The 17,666-nt window shown below is 40.0% G+C and carries 16 protein-coding genes and 1 tRNA gene; 8 read left to right on the forward strand and 9 right to left on the reverse strand.

What is annotated here, in order from left to right:
- The first annotated feature begins 73 nt into the window (after window positions 1-73).
- Window positions 74-1,618: an alpha,alpha-trehalase TreF gene (gene treF / locus FN831_RS07830; RefSeq protein WP_142527642.1), complete on the forward strand. Its 1,545-nt coding sequence runs from the start codon at window positions 74-76 to the stop codon at window positions 1,616-1,618.
- A 52-nt stretch (window positions 1,619-1,670) separates the two neighbouring features.
- Window positions 1,671-2,018 (forward strand): hypothetical protein, encoded by a 348-nt coding sequence (locus FN831_RS07835; RefSeq protein WP_142527643.1) that lies wholly within the window; start codon window positions 1,671-1,673, stop codon window positions 2,016-2,018.
- A 99-nt stretch (window positions 2,019-2,117) separates the two neighbouring features.
- Here the strand turns inward: FN831_RS07835 and FN831_RS07840 are convergent, their stop codons facing one another.
- Entirely contained in the window at window positions 2,118-2,930 is an 813-nt protein-coding gene (locus tag FN831_RS07840; protein WP_142527644.1) for an SDR family oxidoreductase, read from the reverse strand.
- Between the two features lie 498 nt (window positions 2,931-3,428).
- On the opposite strand from FN831_RS07840, the gene FN831_RS07845 reads away from it, so the two are divergent.
- Both FN831_RS07845 and FN831_RS07850 read left to right on the forward strand, forming a co-directional pair.
- Window positions 3,429-4,109: an ATP-binding cassette domain-containing protein gene (locus tag FN831_RS07845; RefSeq protein WP_142527645.1), complete on the forward strand. Its 681-nt coding sequence runs from the start codon at window positions 3,429-3,431 to the stop codon at window positions 4,107-4,109.
- Window positions 4,110-4,492: 383 nt separating this feature from the next.
- Window positions 4,493-4,933, forward strand: a complete 441-nt coding sequence (locus FN831_RS07850) for a hypothetical protein (RefSeq protein ID WP_142527646.1) — start codon at window positions 4,493-4,495, stop codon at window positions 4,931-4,933.
- A 524-nt stretch (window positions 4,934-5,457) separates the two neighbouring features.
- Here FN831_RS07850 and FN831_RS07855 read toward each other — a convergent pair.
- A complete protein-coding gene (locus FN831_RS07855) occupies window positions 5,458-6,654 on the reverse strand; it encodes a glycosyltransferase family A protein (RefSeq protein ID WP_142527647.1) in 1,197 nt (398 codons plus the stop codon).
- Between the two features lie 59 nt (window positions 6,655-6,713).
- On the reverse strand, window positions 6,714-7,952 hold the full coding sequence (locus FN831_RS07860) for a hypothetical protein (RefSeq protein ID WP_142527648.1): 1,239 nt from the start codon (window positions 7,950-7,952) through the stop codon (window positions 6,714-6,716).
- 477 nt (window positions 7,953-8,429) lie between these two features.
- Between FN831_RS07860 and FN831_RS07865 the strand changes: the two genes are divergently transcribed.
- Window positions 8,430-9,053 carry a hypothetical protein gene (locus FN831_RS07865; protein WP_142527649.1) on the forward strand — a complete coding sequence of 208 codons (624 nt, stop codon included), beginning with the start codon at window positions 8,430-8,432 and terminating at the stop codon, window positions 9,051-9,053.
- Window positions 9,054-9,061: 8 nt separating this feature from the next.
- On the forward strand, window positions 9,062-9,850 hold the full coding sequence (locus FN831_RS07870; protein WP_142527650.1) for a hypothetical protein: 789 nt from the start codon (window positions 9,062-9,064) through the stop codon (window positions 9,848-9,850).
- 723 nt (window positions 9,851-10,573) lie between these two features.
- Here the strand turns inward: FN831_RS07870 and FN831_RS07875 are convergent.
- The 4 genes from FN831_RS07875 to FN831_RS07890 form a co-directional block, all read right to left on the reverse strand.
- On the reverse strand, window positions 10,574-11,791 hold the full coding sequence (locus tag FN831_RS07875; protein WP_142527651.1) for a site-specific integrase: 1,218 nt from the start codon (window positions 11,789-11,791) through the stop codon (window positions 10,574-10,576).
- Window positions 11,792-12,036: 245 nt separating this feature from the next.
- Window positions 12,037-12,110 (reverse strand) — tRNA-Asp (locus FN831_RS07880).
- Window positions 12,111-12,198: 88 nt separating this feature from the next.
- The gene (prfA, locus tag FN831_RS07885; protein WP_142527652.1) at window positions 12,199-13,272 is read right to left on the reverse strand and encodes a peptide chain release factor 1; all 1,074 of its coding nucleotides are present in this window, start codon (window positions 13,270-13,272) and stop codon (window positions 12,199-12,201) included.
- Between the two features lie 56 nt (window positions 13,273-13,328).
- The gene (locus FN831_RS07890; protein WP_142527653.1) at window positions 13,329-14,084 is read right to left on the reverse strand and encodes a UDP-2,3-diacylglucosamine diphosphatase; all 756 of its coding nucleotides are present in this window, start codon (window positions 14,082-14,084) and stop codon (window positions 13,329-13,331) included.
- A gap of 192 nt (window positions 14,085-14,276) precedes the next feature.
- On the opposite strand from FN831_RS07890, the gene FN831_RS07895 reads away from it, so the two are divergent.
- Window positions 14,277-15,287, forward strand: coding sequence for an NAD(P)/FAD-dependent oxidoreductase (locus FN831_RS07895; protein WP_142527654.1), 1,011 nt, complete (start codon window positions 14,277-14,279; stop codon window positions 15,285-15,287).
- A gap of 2 nt (window positions 15,288-15,289) precedes the next feature.
- Window positions 15,290-15,616, forward strand: coding sequence for a 2Fe-2S iron-sulfur cluster-binding protein (locus FN831_RS07900; RefSeq protein ID WP_142527655.1), 327 nt, complete (start codon window positions 15,290-15,292; stop codon window positions 15,614-15,616).
- On the opposite strand, the gene FN831_RS07905 is transcribed toward FN831_RS07900, so the two are convergent.
- Entirely contained in the window at window positions 15,613-17,307 is a 1,695-nt protein-coding gene (locus FN831_RS07905; RefSeq protein WP_142527656.1) for a S41 family peptidase, read from the reverse strand. The two genes, FN831_RS07900 and FN831_RS07905, sit on opposite strands and share 4 nt — an antisense overlap.
- A 91-nt stretch (window positions 17,308-17,398) precedes the next feature.
- On the reverse strand, window positions 17,399-17,614 hold the full coding sequence (locus tag FN831_RS07910) for a hypothetical protein (protein ID WP_142527657.1): 216 nt from the start codon (window positions 17,612-17,614) through the stop codon (window positions 17,399-17,401).
- Window positions 17,615-17,666: the final 52 nt, after the last annotated feature.

Here is a 17,666-nt window from a genome sequence, read left to right on the forward strand (position 1 = left end):
AGCCTTTTTGTTTGCGGTCTCAATTTTTTATAACGATATTATTTACGTAGTATTAAGAATAGACTAAAAAACGATGCGCAAAATTATACTGATATTTTTTATAGCCCTTCAGTCCGGAAGCCTCTATGCCCAGCAGGCAAAAACCCCGGACCAGATTTATGGACAGCTCTTTGTTGATGTCCAGATGCAAAATGTATTGAAAGACGGAAAGACATTTGTTGACTGCGAGCCAAAAAGAAGCCCAAAATTAATCCTGCAGGATTATATCAGGCTCAGGAAAAGTAAAGGATTCAGTCTAAAAGATTTTGTTGCAAACAATTTCGTATTTCCAGATACCAACACGACCGTAGCAGTTACTACAAACCAATCCGTTGTACAGCATATCAATGATTTATGGACAGGGTTGGAACGCGTACCTTCAGGCAAAGTTGCCAATAGCAGCCTGCTTAACCTGCCCTACCCCTATATCGTGCCAGGAGGCCGTTTCAGAGAAATCTATTATTGGGACAGTTATTTTACTATGCTTGGACTGAAGGCATCCGGTAAAGATGAAGTGATAGAAAACATGATCAGGAACTTTGCTGCACTGATCAGGCAATACGGTCATATTCCTAATGGAAATAGAAATTATTACCTGAGCAGGTCTCAGCCGCCCTTTTTTGCACTCATGATAGATCTGCTTGCTCAAATCAAAAACAAAGAGGTTTATATTACCTACCTGCCCTATCTGGAAAAAGAATATGCCTACTGGATGGACAAATCTGCTGCAACAAAACATGTAATGACGATGCCGGATGGAAGCCTGCTGAACCGCTATTATGATCAGCTGAATATTCCCCGGCAGGAATCTTACAAGGAAGACGTATTGAGTGCCGGAGAAGCCGGGAACCAGAACCCCGGGTTATACCGTGATATCCGTTCAGCAGCAGAAAGTGGATGGGATTTTAGTAGTCGGTGGTTTTCAGACGGAACACAGTTAAAAACCATTCAAACCACCCAAATTATACCGGTAGACCTCAATTGTCTTTTGTATCATCTGGAAAGCACCCTTCAGAAAAGTTATGCAGCAAAACACAATACAGCAAAAGAAAAGCTGTACCGCAACCTGGCCCAAAAGAGAAAGCAAAGTATACAAAAATATTTCTGGTCGGCCAGGGATCAATGGTATACGGATTACAATTATAAAACGAAACAAAAGTCGGCCGTACTCAGTCTGGCAGGGATGTTCCCTCTGTTTTTTAACATCGCAGATCAAAAACAGGCACAACTGTCAAAGGTTACACTTGAACAGAAATTCCTGAGAGCCGGCGGACTCAGCACTACACTGCACAATACACACCAGCAGTGGGATGCTCCCAACGGCTGGGCACCTTTGCAATGGATCTCTGTTACCGGTCTTGAAAACTACGGCTACAGCGACCTGGCGAAGAACATTGCGATCCGCTGGGTAGACCTGAATACAAGGGTTTACCGCAGTACCGGAAAACTGATGGAAAAATATAATGTAGTAGATATCCACTTAACCGCAGGGGGTGGAGAATACACTTCACAGGATGGCTTCGGATGGACAAATGGTGTTTTATTGGGTCTGATCAGGAAATATAATTTACCTGAATAAAAAAACGAAACCATTTACTACGGGCATTGTTATAGAGAAAACAATCTTTATTATGGAACAGCCAGTAGAAATGACCACACTTAGCCAGATTTTGGAAAAACTGAGACAAAAAGGTTTAGACAACGAAATAAAGATGACCGACCATGGTAAAATGCAAGGTACCGGTCTCAATAAAATTTATAATCCTGAAGATCTTACTATCATAAAAACTTACCGCTTTGAAGGTGACTCTGATCCTGCGGACAATTCTGTGCTTTATCTTCTTGAAGATAAAGACGGACAAATTGGTTATATAATGGATGCGTATGGTATGTACAGTTCACAGGAAAATACGGGTTTTGATGACTTTTTAAAGAAAATCCCGACAGCAGACAGAGATCTGCAGGAACTTTTTAAATAACAGGACAGAAGAAGATTTAAAAAAAACCCAGGTGGACTGATTCCATCTGGGTTTTTTGTATTCATACCAACTGATTCATCCCTGTATCAGGAAAGACAATTACTTGATGTTGTAATAACCGTTGATCATTTTAGAGAACATGGTACTTGGCAACAATGCTTTGACGATTAAAGGCAGTCTGGTCTGACCAAAATCACCTGCCAGATAACGGTGTGCAGGTTTAGAGCTGGAAACAATTTTAGCAATCAGTTTTCCTACAACAGCGGGATCACCGCCATTAATTTCATTTTCTTCCTGAACGTCTATCGCCGCTGCATATTCAGCCTCCAGCTTTGGATGTTTGAATGGAAACTTCATCTTGTCACGTGTGCTGGTATTGGCTGTTTTAAAATCGCCCGGGTTCACTACTACAACATCAACACCGGTGTTTTGTAATTCCATACGCAGAGATTGCGAATAGCCTTCCAGTGCAAACTTTGCCGCTACATATTTACTCTGATAAGCAAGGCCAAATAAACCTGCCATCGAACTCATGTTGATCACCAGCCCTTTTTTCTGCTCAATCATCCCGGGCAAAACAGCTGTGCTTAAGCGAACCACCCCAAAGAAATTAACCTCAAATTGTTTTTTAGCAAATTCTACTGGTGTGCTGTATGCAGGCCCTGCAGTTACAATACCCGCATTGTTAATCAATACATCTATTTTTCCCTGCTCCTTTATAATCTGTTCAACTCCCGAATTTACCGAGGCGTCGTCAGTAACATCCATCTCTAAGGGAATAAAAGAGATGTTTTTTAATTCTTTAATACTGCGACTAGCGCCATAAACGATATGACCATCAGCCTGCAGTGCATTCGCAGACGCCAGGCCAAAACCGGATGATGCACCTGTAATAAGGATTACTTTTTTCATTATTATCGTTTTATGAGTTTAAATATATAAGCTGGTCACAAAGATTAGCCTGCTCTTCATCATATTGCTGCAATTATAGATGAAATTGTTTAATACTAATCAATGCGGCTGCAATTTTATAGTATTATCAGGGATTTCTCTATACCCGATACTGGGGATATTACCAGAGCCTAGGTTTAATTACATATATTGTAGCCATAACGAAGGATTTATAAAAATGCACATGTTGACGGGATTATGTTTCTTTTATCAAAAAATCATCCTTCCCTCGGTGGTATTCTCGGTGATGCTGTCTTTAATGTTTCAAAAATATGTCGATTTCTTTACAGGCGCCGGCATTTCATTTATGATTCTGCTCCCTGTTATGCAGTATCTCACCTATGAAATCAGAAAGCCCGGCGAATACTTTTTTTATTATAACCTGGGCCTGAGCAAACTGATATTATGGATAACTACAATTAGTATCAGCGCCGTATCAGGTATTTCGATTGCACTCATATGAGCGGATTGCATGCCGACAGCATCAGGAAAGAAATTAATGCCAGACAAATTCTCAGCGATGTATTTATTTCATGTCAGCCAGGACAAATCATTGGCCTCCTTGGCAGAAACGGATCCGGAAAGTCTACCCTGTTAAAAATAATTTTCGGTTCATTGGCTGCCGATCATAAATATGTGGCGGTAAATGCCCGAAAGCTCAATTCTTTATTCGAAAGCAGAAAACTGATCCATTATCTCCCGCAGGATAATTTCCTGCCCGATCATATCCAAATAAAAACGATTATTTCATGCTTTTGCAGCAGTGCCGCGCTTTCCCTGCTGCTGGCAGAGGATCTGATTAAGCCATTTTTAAAAAGTAAAATCAATCAGTTGTCTGGCGGCGAAAAAAGAATTGTAGAAGTGATGATGATGCTTTATTCCGATGCGGAGTATCTGCTCTTTGATGAGCCTTTCAATGGGATCTCTCCGCTGCATATTGAGATTTTGAAAAAACTCATTCAGAAACATTCCGTCAGTAAAGGAATTATTATTACTGATCATAGTTATGAGCATGTGCTTGATATCGCAACCAACGTGATTTTATTGGACAAAGGCAATACTAAAGTAATCACAGAACACAGACAGCTGGTGGAACTTGGGTATTTACCTGCATCGGCATCGTCCGTATTGAAGCAGTAATTTGTATGGATAGAGCAAAAACCGGAAAACAAAAAAGCTCCTCAGAAATCTGAAGAGCTTTTAGCGGACCGGACGGGTCTTTATGAAAGTAGGTTAACGGCCTTTAAATGACGTTTTTCTAAGCTTTTTCGGTTAGTGACTCATGAATTACTCACTAAAATCATAGTACAATATAGCTGCATTGCTATGATACTAATATACTAATTTTTCGTTGAAAATCAAATAATTGTAGACCCTTTTTTTAATTAAATCGCCCTCTAATTGATAGTAAACACAGTTTCACATTATCACACTCATGTTAGGATAAGAACATGGTTCATTATACATTATATATGATAGAATAATCAACATGAAGAATATAATTTTAACAATATAAAACAGCCATGAAAATATTTTTATTGTACTTTTTAATCATAATAGGGTTGTGCTCTTGTGAACGTAGAGGCAAAAAAATTACTTCTGGTGGGATAACATACATGAACTATAACACAAGGGAAAAGGATACTGCTTATCTTGATATTAAAGGTCATAAGTACAAACACTTGGGTGCTGTTCCTGACAGTTTAAGAACAACTGAACAGAAAAAACTCATTAATGCTATTAATGATGTGCTTCTCAATGGCGTAGTTGTAGAGGACAATAAAGAAGTATTAAAGTTTAGTAAAGAAGAGTGCCTTGCTAGGGGGTTAAACGCACACTACTATGATGAGTTACAAAATAATATTCGTACAAATAATTCCTATTTTGAAGCCAATGGCAATAAAAACGTTGCTCAAATGAAGGCAAGTTTAGATTCTGTCCTTAGAGGAACAAAAAAAGAATAACCATGTTGGTCGTACAATGTTGCAGGCAAGAGTGACAGGATGCCGGCCATATTCCGTAATGTCCCTTTCGGTAAATGCTAAAGCAAAACTCCTTCGGTTTTGCAGGCCGCAAATGAGCGGGGGAAATTATGCCTACAGCTTTTCCACTTTAAATTTACGTTTAGAACCTTCGTAATTTAAACACGATTCTTAAATAGCATCAGTCGAATAAAAATTATTATTGTTTGGGTCGGTGGATGGATTGTAACCAATTCTTAGTTGAAATAGCCGGCTAGAAAATGCAACCCCTGCTACACCTATACCATCTCAGGAATAATGGTTTATCCAAATAGCAGTTCGAATAGACTAGTAAAACCTATATGCAAAAATAAAGTTCCTATGGCCTGCAATCCATCGTTGTAGGCTATTTTAGTATTTAGGGGAGCGATGTGCAGTGATCATAACCCGGAGCATTAAAAAATAGCAGGAGATTTCGTTTAATTACTTTTATCTCCAGCTTATTAGTAAAGTCGCTTCTATGTATTTCAGTTAATATCACATTTCCATTTTTCAATGGGAATAACTGAAAGAACAGGAGGTAGATTTGAATCTTCCCTTTTTAATAAACCATCTTTAATATCCTGAAAGTCACAATTCCATTGATAATTAAGATTTCTTCTGATAGCAGAACCCAGCATTATTTCAGGGGAGGTCGTAAGAGATCCCGGAAGTGCCTTTCTGATATAGAGAAACTCAGGAACATTGCGGATCGAGGATAACACAAAATAACTATACAGCAGAAATTTTGTATCATTCCCGAAAATTCTCTCTTCAGATAGCTTTCCGCAATCGTAGAATGCTTTTCTGGTAATGCAGGCAGTTGGATGCAGTAAAGGAAAATACGGGGCTCCAGATAAAGCGGCCTTGACATCCTCGGGGAAGCGAACTGCCTGTAATTTCCTTTTGAAGTAGTCCATTCTTAATTCATGTGAGCCGCACATCTGGCAGTTATTAAGGTGCATAAAGGCAGAAAGCGTAGAAAATCTGTCTCCACATGGTATGTCGTCAGAATCCTGGAAGAATATCAAAGGATTATTGCCCTGATCAATTAACCAATTTCTTATCACATACGGACCTACCGGCGTTGGGCTAAAATTATAGAAATCAACATCATTATAACGGCTTATCAGCTCATTCATATCCTTGGTTATAGTCTGGTCTATCCCTACGTATATTGAGGTGAAATCTATTCGATTTAAAAATTTAAGTGCTGTTCTTAAATATTTATTATCTCCGCGATGGGGAACAATGACATCACATTGATTCATTTCCGAAGGCAAACCGAGATCAAACGGGATTTGCCCTACCAAGATTTGCTTAAATGCCGAATGACTTTCAGCAATTTGATCTAAAAGCTCGAAAAGTAGATCAGTTGATAGAATTTCAGTTTTATTGATGGTTTTGCTAAGCGTTTTGTAATCCTTCAATTGACAGCAAAATGAGTATACAAATTCGTCCTCGCTCGCGGTGTATGGAGGTGCGGCTTTCCTGGAAGTGAGAATAACCAACGTTTTCTTTCTGGCATTCAGAAGTAGTTCAGCGCCAGCAATTAAACTGTCAATATCTGGTATAGCATAATGATTTTCAAATTTCAGGAACATCAGATAGTCCTGGTCGTCGCCCTGGGCTTCAATATATGCGATATGTTTCGGATAGCGCCTTATGGAGCTTTTTTTTTCCACAGTATTACATTGTAATAACTGTAGTTCATTAACTCACCCATGATTTCTGATTTTAAATGTTACAAAATTGTACAGGATTTATTACGCCTGGCTGCATGATAGCAGCATATACTTTTTTTTCTCAGATAGCCCATTTGATTGATTGCTTCATATTGCTCCTTGGTAAACAGCCAGCTTTCAGCCCAGAGGACAAGGCGGTCATTTCCATTAAACAGGCTATAGACCTTGTTAATATATTTATCCTGAACAATGACAAAATATTTATCTGCAAAATCAACCAGTACAAAGTGTTCAATCAAACGTACCATCGGGGTGTTATTATCTTCCCCAAGGTAAATTATGAGGTTTAGAGGATAAGATTTTTTGTTTTTTCTTACAAGGTCTATGTGATGATCCTTAAAAATGGAGAAATAATAAATGAACGCTCTGTAGAATGGGTACCGAGCAAATAAATCCTGCCCCACTGAATCCGCATACACGCCATAATTTTTTCGAAAAAATGTATTTACCCAGGCACAAATAATTGGACCATACCTGTGGTTGTCAAAAAACCCGGAGGTCTGGAACCCTTTTCTGTACTTAGGATGGAAACCGGTAAAATTTGCTTCTATGATATGAAATTGACTATCATGAGTTAACGCGACATCCCATCCAATCATGGTTCCTTCCAGAATTGCATCAGGAAGATTAGGAAGAATGTTATTGAGAAATTCTTCCCCACCGTCCCGGTATTGTTTATTTCCCTGTATAAGAGAGGTTAAAGATGGTATAATATCCTTGCAAAAGGTGTGTATCCTAAACTCCGATTGTATTTGAAGTTTTTTTTGTAACATAAACCTCTCATACCTTCCTTCACAAATATCTGTTTGTTGTATTATTTGTTCTAACTGCCAACTTTTGTCCCATGAATGTGTTGAATAGGAAGCATCGCCCAACGTGGATTTTAGAAAATATCCTTCATTGAAAAGGTCTTTAACTTTTTGAACTCCTCCGGCAGAGGTTAATAAGGAGCATAAGCTAATGGACCGCGGGCAGGAACCCGGATTATAATATTCAAATACTTCATACTGCTTATATTTATTTTCAAGCCTCCATTTCAGAACATGATGTTCATCAACCTGTAAATAATAAAGCATTGCTCTGATAAAAAGCGCTCCATAATTGCCTGACAAATCTGAAATCAGCCACGGCTCTGCATTCAATTCAAACGGCCAATAATTGGATCTGGATTTTATCCTTTGGAATACTGAGGTTTCAATTTCTAAAATATCTTCCTCTTGGGGAGTTTTGTTGCCCATGTTTAATCTCTATCATACTAAAATACCTACAACATGAGGGATTCAACAGGGGCAAAAGAAACAATTTCCCTTCAACCTGATATTAGATGTAAAGATTTACATTCCGCTTTCCGATCTCAGCTAACCCTTTATAAACCGTGTTTTAGAACGGTGCGTTGCACAGGCTGCTTTTTAACAAAAAAACCGGGTATTTCAAATATCTTCCTCTTGACCTATTAACTAAATCTATTTAGTTAATTAACAGTAACTTAGTTTGTTTTTCGTTTGTAATTTTCATGTTTCTATTCTAACTTGTTCTTAAATTACAGGCTTGCTTTATGTTACATCTGGCTTTGATCCGCACGTTATTTTGCCCTAATTTTATTTCGATGATTTACTGCAAAAGTTGCATCTGATCATTGAAGTTCCTGACTTGAGGAAAACAGGAAATGGAAGTGCTGAAGCCAAAAATTGAGGCATAAATAAGTCTGTAAGAAAATGGAAGCAACAATGTTAAAGCAGAGAGAAAGCTTGGCGAACAAAGCTGAAGGCCGGGCGAGAGGACCGATTATATTGTTCGGAAATATTTCTACCCCGCCCTGGGAAGGTGGCGGCGGCGGTGGCGGGCCAACTTTTCCAGGTAATGATCCTTTTCCCGGTGGAGATCCCGGCAGTGGTGGTGCAGGTGGAGGATGCGGAGGCTATGGCGACTGGATGGCTGGCGGTGTAACAGAAGCTAGTGATTTTATATCAGAAACTACAAATAATATTGACGCTACCCATAGGACAATTACCTATACTTGGGTACCGTTTAAACAGGTAGCTAATATCTATAGATTTGAAAGCCGGGAGATAGCCACCCAACAACTAATAGGTGGATCATGGGAATTTACCGGACTTTCACATCAGAGTGTAACACTGGCTGGTATATCAACGGGATTTACCCTGCAATGGGTTGACACCATTGCACCAGCTACGTCAGTTACATCCAATGTAGCAACCATAACGTTAAACTTTAGAGTACGGTCAGTATTCTATTGCGGGGGTTTTCCATTTGAGTGGAACCTTAAGTTTGCCGATGGAACCATAGATGGGTACGCCCAACATAATTTTTACGTATAACAAAACATATGAAAATCGCTTTTAAAAGAGGTACGATATTATCTTACATTGCTGTAATAGCAACTTTATCGGGGATTATTTCTGCCAAAGTAGATTCAAAATTTAAAGCCATACATTTCAGTGGGGCTTTCCAGATGGTTCAAAATGGCAAGGTTATCCCGATGAGCCAATCTCTTGATATTTTTTATTCAAAAGATTTTTTAGTTGCAAAGACAAGGTTAAGCAATTTCACTTCTAAAACCACAATGGATCAAACCACTGGTAAAGTATTGGATGGTAGATTGACCATTGATTCAAGTTATGTCTACTACATATCCATAAGAGGTGATAAATTTGGACTTGCCTTCGATTCATTGGCAATTAGTACTGGTAAACCCGTAAAAGCTAATGTAGACTCAATCGTTCAATCCACGTTAGGTGCCCCAGCTTTTTTTTACAAATTAAGAAGTAAAGGAAAAGATTCGGTAAATATCGACAGGGACGAGATCAACGGGTTAATGGTTGAAAAATATATTTACAAAAGACGGGAGATACAGGAGCCAGACTCTCTTTACTTTTATTTTAGAAAGCAGCCACTGGAGGTATCTTTCAACCTAAAAGAACAGCGGAAGGATAATATGTATCTGTATAAAGCGAGGGCTATATGTAATGCAACTCCGAAAGGCAGATTCTCAAATGTTCCCTTCGATGTGGGAAAGTACGAACATTCATTTGAAATTACAGAATTTGATATTCCAGAAGCGGAACTCACAAACGTTTTGGACTTAATTGGAAAATTCGAGATGGTAAATAAATAAGATTGGTATCCTCTTTAATGATGAGTCAATCAGGGCCTCCATAACGGAGGCCTTCATAACAATTATTTTTATTTATAAATGGTTAGTTAAAGATAAGACATCTCGGATAAAGAGAAGATGTAAACATAAAATCAATTACTTTAAAAATTCATTTTATCTTTATTGTCATTTATACTGTAAACACACATATCTAAAATAATGCCACACGTTGTGCTTCAAGAATTTAGCTAAAATGTTTAATTGTTATTTTTTTTGAACTAAGACTTTGAAAATCGGCGATAATAATTCCATTCTTCCATATTAGGATATGGAAAATCTTCATGTAACATCTCTGATACTTAATGTTGAAGCTGTTAATATCAATATTCAATGTAAATATGAAAAGTTTAACGGCTCACGTGATAAACCACATAAGCCGTTAAACTCCTAATATTGACCAGAAATATTTAACGATTTATAATTTGCCTGAAACTTTCTTTAGCCTTTTGGCTTTTTTCTTTGCCTTAACCGCTTCCTTTGCTACTTCCCTCGCTGCTGTCAATATTACTTCAGCTCCAGTGAAGGCCAATGGCCTTCACTGGAGCTGAAGTAACCGAAGGCTCTCGCGTCGCAGTATGAATAATAAAAAAGCGGAATGATCTCATTTGACCATTCCGCTCATCTAAATTAACGCTCTCAGAATAAAGACGCTGAATAACGATTTATATTGTGTTGCTGATAAAATTACGCTACTACAAATTTTCGTTTCAATCCTGCCATATCTGCACCAACCTTGGTATCCATGATTTTAGCGTAAAACTGCGTTGTCCTAATATCGGTATGTCCAAGCATCTTGCTCACACTCTCAATAGGGATACCATTGCCTAGCGTCACTGTTGTGGCAAATGTGTGCCTTGCTATATGAAAGGTTAAATGTTTAGTGATACCACAAAGGTCTGCAATCTCTTTCAGATAGGCATTCATCTTCTGATTGCTGCTCACTGGCAAAACCCTTTCAGTATTTTCACAAAAGGGATGATCCACATAGCGATTGATAATATCTTCGGCAACAGGCAACAGCGGAATATGACAAGGAACGGAAGTTTTGTGCCTCTTCTTCATTATCCACGATGCACCGTCTATTCCTTTCCTGATCTCGGATTTGGTCAATTCCTGAACATCTATAAAGCTTAATCCTGTATAACAGCAGAAAATAAAGATGTCCCGGACAATTCTTAAACGCTCTATCACAAATTCTTTATTATTGATGTCCTCCAATTCGGTGGGGGTTAGGATTACCCGAACAACCTTATCAATCTTATTCTTATGGTTTAGGAATGGATCGTGCTTCATCCAGCGATTAGCCAGGCAGATGCGTATGATCTTTCCAAAATTCTTGATATGTTTCACCGCCGAATTATTTGCGCATTTACATCTGCTTCTCAGGTAGAATTCGAACTCTGAGATAAAGAAGCTATCTACCTTGTCTACTGCTATATCATTAGCCTTGTACTTTTCGAGTATGAAGGATTTTGTATGCTTCAATGTACTGTTATATTTAGTCAGCGTACCCTTTTCAAATCCATTACCTATAAGAGCTTTAATCTTATCGTTGTGGTCTTGAAAAACCGCGACCAGATTGTGCCGGTCTTCTTCAATGCCTAGATATTTGTTTTTAAGGGATTCGGTTGTAATTTCCTGATCTGCTTTGATTAGATCAATATGTGCCTGATCAATCTTATCCTCAACTGTTTTCAAATAGCGGTTGATTGTTCTAGCATGTTCTTTTCTACTATCCAAACGACAGGTTTTAGTATTCCAGTCCTTTGGATCACCTATTTTCCCGGTGGAAAGTTCTTTGGGTACTCCATCTACGGTAATACGCATGTAAATTGGCATTTCGCCGGAAACATAATTTTTTGGCTTCTTCAAATAGAAGAGCAGACTAAAAGTGTTTTTCATCTTCTTAAGATTAGAGTTAAACAAAATTAGCGTTGCAGATACGAGTGGTCAAGATGTTCAAATTTTGAACTAGCTGACAATCAATTCGATATAGGCTTTTCAGTGAGTCCGGCTTTTTAATTAATTGACTCATGAATTACTCACTATAAGTAGTAGAAATATTGAATATTTCGGGAATCCACTAAATCAAAAAAGCCTCTAATCATACGATTAAAGGCTTTTTGAATGTTTTACTACTTATCTTGCGGACCGGACGGGACTCGAACCCGCGACCTCCGCCGTGACAGGGCGGCATTCTAACCAGCTGAACTACCGGTCCGTTCTCCCTTTCGGGAATGCAAATATAGGAACTATAATGGCATTACAAAATTAATATTTCAACTATTTTTGAAATAAAATCTAACTCATTAAGCTACAGAGCCCTCTTTCATTTTTTCTGCATTTTCAGCGAACTGCAGCGCATCAATAAGCTCCTGAACACCTCCATCCATTACTCCGTTAAGGTTATAAAGGGTTAATCCGATACGGTGATCCGTTACCCTTCCCTGCGGATAATTGTATGTTCTGATCTTGGCAGAACGGTCTCCTGTAGAAACCATAGTTTTACGTCTTGCAGCAATGTCGCCATTTTTCTTCTGCACCTCGATATCATACAGTTTACTTCGCAGCATCTCCATTGCAATCTCGCGGTTACCCAGCTGAGAACGTTCCTGCTGACAAACCACCACCAGTCCCGAAGGCCTGTGCGTAAGCTGCACTTTAGTTTCCACCTTATTTACGTTCTGACCACCAGCACCACCCGAACGGGAAGTTTGCAGGTCAATATCTGCCGGGTTCAGGTAAAAATCGATTTCCTCGGCCTCAGGCAACACGGCAACAGAAGCTGCAGAAGTATGTACCCTGCCCTGAGTTTCTGTATCAGGAACGCGCTGTACGCGGTGTACACCAGATTCATACTTAAGCTGTCCGTAAACATCTTCGCCAGAAACCTTCATGATCACCTCTTTGTATCCGCCGGCCGTGCCTTCGGTTACATCCACCACTTCAACTTTCCATCGCTTTTGCTCAAAGAAACGGCTGTACATCCTGTATAAATCACCGGCAAACAAAGCAGCTTCATCACCGCCTGTACCGCCACGAATCTCAAACACTGCATTTTTGGCATCTTCAGGATCAACAGGGATCAGCATCAGGCGTACCCGCTCTTCAATCTCTTCCTGTTGTTTTAACAGCCCGTCCAGTTCATCCTTGGCCATTTCCCGCATTTCGGCGTCTTTCTCAGTAGACAGGATTTCCTTATTGGCGTCGATATTGCTCATCACGTTTTTATAGATTTTATACTCATCTACAATCTTGGTGAGGTCCTTATATTCTTTATTCAACTGGGCAAACCGTTTCATATCCTGCATGGTGTCAGGATTACTCAACTGTTCTTCAACATCTTCCCAGCGGATCTTTATTGCTTCTAATTTTTCTAACATAATCGATTACAAAAATAAGCTTTTTCTTAGAATTATATACTGTTTTTCAGGATAGCCTAAGCGCCGCTCTTTTCAAAGTACTTCAAGCTCAACTCTTCCCCGTCAAAAACTACATAAGAATTATAGTTAAACCAATCCCCGGTATTATAATATGTACTGTTGTCCCCCAGGTCAATGATCATCGGCAGGTGACGGTGCCCGTATATAAAGTAATCATAATGCTGTTTTGCCAGCACTTCCTTTGAATGCACTGCCAGCCACTCTTCTTTCTCTCCAAGAAAAGGTTCATCATGAACAATATTTACATTTCTGCTTTTAATAGACCAGCCGGTTGCTATACCCAATCCGATCCTGGGCGGCAATAATGAAAATAACCACTGGCACAACGGGTTCCTGAAGATCTTTCTCAGCATCCTGTAGTTACGGTCGCCCGGCCCCAGTCCGTCGCCATGGTGCAGGTAAAAACTTTTACCGCCCCTGTGGATCACCAGTTCATCACTCACAATCTGCATCCCCATTTCTATGGTAAAGTAGTCCTCTACCCACATATCGTGGTTGCCCTTAAAAAAATAAAGCTTAATGCCGGCATCAGACATGGCTGCCAGTTTGCCCTGCAGGCGGATATATCCCTTAGGGATTACTGTCTTGTATTCAAACCAGAAATCGAAAATATCGCCCATCAGAAATAACTCAGAACAGGTAGGTTCTATGAAATTCAGCCACCGTACAATACGGTCTTCACGGATACGGCTCTGTTCATGATTTGGAGATCCCAAATGAAAATCAGAAGCAAAATATATGTTCTTTGTCATCAGTAGTTCAAAGATAGTGAACCATTTTAGCAATCATACCCTAAAATAAATTTATGCCTGAGCCCATCAAAAAGGGCAATAAAGACTATAACGTTGGTCAACTTTGTCAGAATTAACTAAAATTTGAACCATTTGTGTACAATTCAGAACCATTACAAACTATTTTTGTAAATTCGCGTCAAATTTAAATACATGATTTCTACAGATATAGCCGTTATAGGCGCCGGACCCGTAGGGTTGTTTGCTATTTTTGAAGCAGGTTTATTGAAAATGCGTTGTCATTTGATTGACTATTTGCCACAGATCGGCGGTCAGCTGTCTGAGATATATCCTAAAAAACCTATCTATGATATCCCTGGTTATCCGAGCGTTCTTGCGCAGGAGCTGGTAGATAACCTGCTTGAACAAGCTAAACCTTTTCACCCTGGTTTTACGCTGGGAGAACGTATTGAAAGCCTGGAGAAACGCGGCGAGGCCGATTTTGTACTGACTACCAATATGGGTACTGTTATTGAATCCAAAGTGGTTGTGATTGCAGGCGGACTGGGTTGTTTTGAGCCACGTAAACCAGCGGTTGAAGGATTAGAGCAGTTTGAAAACGGCCGCGGTGTCAATTATATGATCCTTGACCCTGAAAAGTACAGGGGACAGAAAATGGTAATTGCTGGTGGTGGTGATTCGGCCCTTGACTGGACAATTTTCCTTGCCGACGTAGTTGATGAGCTAACACTTGTTCACCGCAGCGAAAGCTTCCGTGGTGCACCAGACTCAGTAAACAAGGTAATGGAGCTTGCAGAAAGCGGTAAGATCAACCTGATCTTAAACAGCAACCTTAAATCTGTTTCAGGAGAAGGAAAACTGGAGAACGTAGAGATCACCCATAACAAAACACTGGAAGTTACCAATGTAGAAGCAGACCACCTGATCCCTCTTTTTGGATTGAGCCCTAAATTAGGCCCTATTGAAGCATGGAACCTGAACATCAATAAAAGTGCGATTGAAGTAAATACAGACGACTACTCTACCAATATCCCGGGCATTTATGCCATTGGCGATATCAATACTTATACAAATAAATTAAAACTAATCCTTTGTGGATTCCATGAGGCAGCATTGATGAGCCATAGTGCTTACCAGTATATGAACCCAGGTGTTAAATACACCATGAAATATACAACTGTAAATGGAGTAGCAGAATTTTAAGAATGGAAGAAAATAATATTACCGTACACGTCCAAAATCCGGATGGCACTTTAACAGCGCTTGAAGCACCCGTGGATATGGGGCTTAGCCTGATGGAATACCTGAAAGCCTGTGAATATGATATTCTGGCTACCTGTGGTGGAATGGCTCTTTGTGCCACCTGCTGCGTGGATGTTTTAGAAGGCGAAGACAAGTTAAAGGAAATGACAGACGACGAATATGCGATGCTGGATACCCTTCCTGATCTGTTGCCCAACTCCAGACTGGCATGCCAGCTGCAGCTGAGTCATGATATGGATGGGCTGGTTGTTAAATTACACGGTACTTAATTATTATCAGTGGCCGCAATAGTTTTTGCAGGGTCACCGATAGTTCTGTAAGCGCCTTCACCTTTCAATATTGCAAGCATTTTAGTGGAACTGGCCAGCACTGATTTAGCTGTCTCCAACTCCTTGTCATACTGGAATGCTTGCACTATTCTACCTTTCTCAAAATAATACCTGCTTACAATCTGGCTTTCAAGAATTCTTTTGATTTCCGGCTTATGGGTCATCAGATCTGTTTTCTTCGCGATCAGCATCTTTGCCTTCAGGTCTTCGAGATCAGCTTTAACTTCTGCCAGCTTTTGTTCCTTTTCTGCTTCTGTTTTTAAATCAGCAAGCAACTTCTCTGTATTGGATACATAGGCATAATCTTTCCCATCCAGTGAGTTGGTAAAAGCCGCATAATCTTCGTCGCTTAATTTAAAATTCTCTGCCGGAGCAATTGAAGGATGGTTTTTCTTATAGGAATTGGCATAGTCAAAGAACATGCTTTTACTGATCAGTGAGATCGTTACCGGGCTTAGCTTATTGGTTCCAACCACTACATCAGGATAAACGCCATTACCATCATATACGCTCCTGCCTGTCCTTGTATTAAATTTTGCAATGAGTGAATCCGCTATTTTTCCGTTTTTCCCTACCGCGGTCTTGTGTGAGTAGTCGATCGCCTGAATACACCTTCCGGAAGGGGTAAAGTATTTGGCAACCGTAATTTTTACGAGGCTGTTATAAGGCAGGTTAAAAGTTTGCTGAACCAGCCCTTTGCCATAGCTGCGTTGCCCAACGATTACTGCCCTGTCCAGGTCCTGAAGTGCCCCGGCAACAATTTCTGAGGCTGAAGCCGAAGAGCCATTAATGAGCACAGTAAGCGGAAGATCTGGCAGCAAAGGCATTGCAGTGGTTCTGTAGTTTATAGTTTTTTCCGGGTTGCGCCCTTTCTGGGTAACAATCACCATGTCTTTATTCACAAACAGGTTTACGATTTTTACAGCTTCCTGTAAGATACCACCGCCGTTGTACCGCAGATCAAGTACCATGCCCCGCGGATGTTGCTTATTTAGTTCTACCGCTGCGTTCTGTACTTCCTGGGCAGAATTTTCAAGAAATTTATCGAGCCTGATATACGCGACATCGCCTACCATCCCGGAGTAGATCACGTTAGGCTGCCGGATTTCATCACGGATTAATTCTTTATGGACCAGTGAGCCCTCCCTGAGCAGGAGGAGGTCAAGTGCAGAGCCGCGCGGACCGCGCAGCAGCTGGCTTACCTGCATACGGTCTTTTCCCTTTACTTCCGTTCCGTTGATCTTCATGATCTGATCACCCGCCACCATTCCCTGTTTAAAGGCAGGGTAACCTTCAGTCACTTCATTTATAAATAACTTTCCTTCAATAAAAACGGTGCTTACGCCTATGCCGCCAAACTGTGTGCTCACATACTTCAGCTTAAAATCTTCCACCTCAGATTCGGGCACATATACCGTATAGGGATCAAGGGTATCCAGCATAGCGTCTATGCCGTTTTTCATCAGGTCTGTGGGATCAGTTTCTTCTACATAGTTGATACTGATCTCTTTGTACAGCGAAGCGAAAATATCAAGATTCTTGGAAACCAGGAAAAGGTCTTCTTTAAAAGACCAGGTGAGGGTAGTAACTGCAACAGTTGCAATCAGCAATGCAAACTTATTTTTCTTCATGAGCATGCAATTTGTTAAAAAAGATGAACCTGCATCCTTTTGAGCCAAATGCCCATCAGGCCTTATTAGATGAGAGGCGTTCCGATAAAGGTTACAACCTGTTACCGTCCGGATCGGCCAGTGCTTTATTGATCGTGAACTCTACATATCTGACGTCCCTTTTCAGCAACTGAGTCAATTGATCTACCAATTGATCTTCATTACCGGGAGCAAATGATAAATTCTCTTTAGCTAACTCTCTGTATTTTCTCAAAACTTTGATTTTAACTCTTTGTGCCGTTTCAGGAGTGAATGTAAAACTTGCCATATATAAATTCTTTAGTACAAAAATATAAAAAAAACAGCAGATCGATCGTACT

The sequence above is a fragment of the Pedobacter westerhofensis genome (genome assembly GCF_900182595.1).
GTDB classification, from domain to species: domain Bacteria; phylum Bacteroidota; class Bacteroidia; order Sphingobacteriales; family Sphingobacteriaceae; genus Pedobacter; species Pedobacter westerhofensis.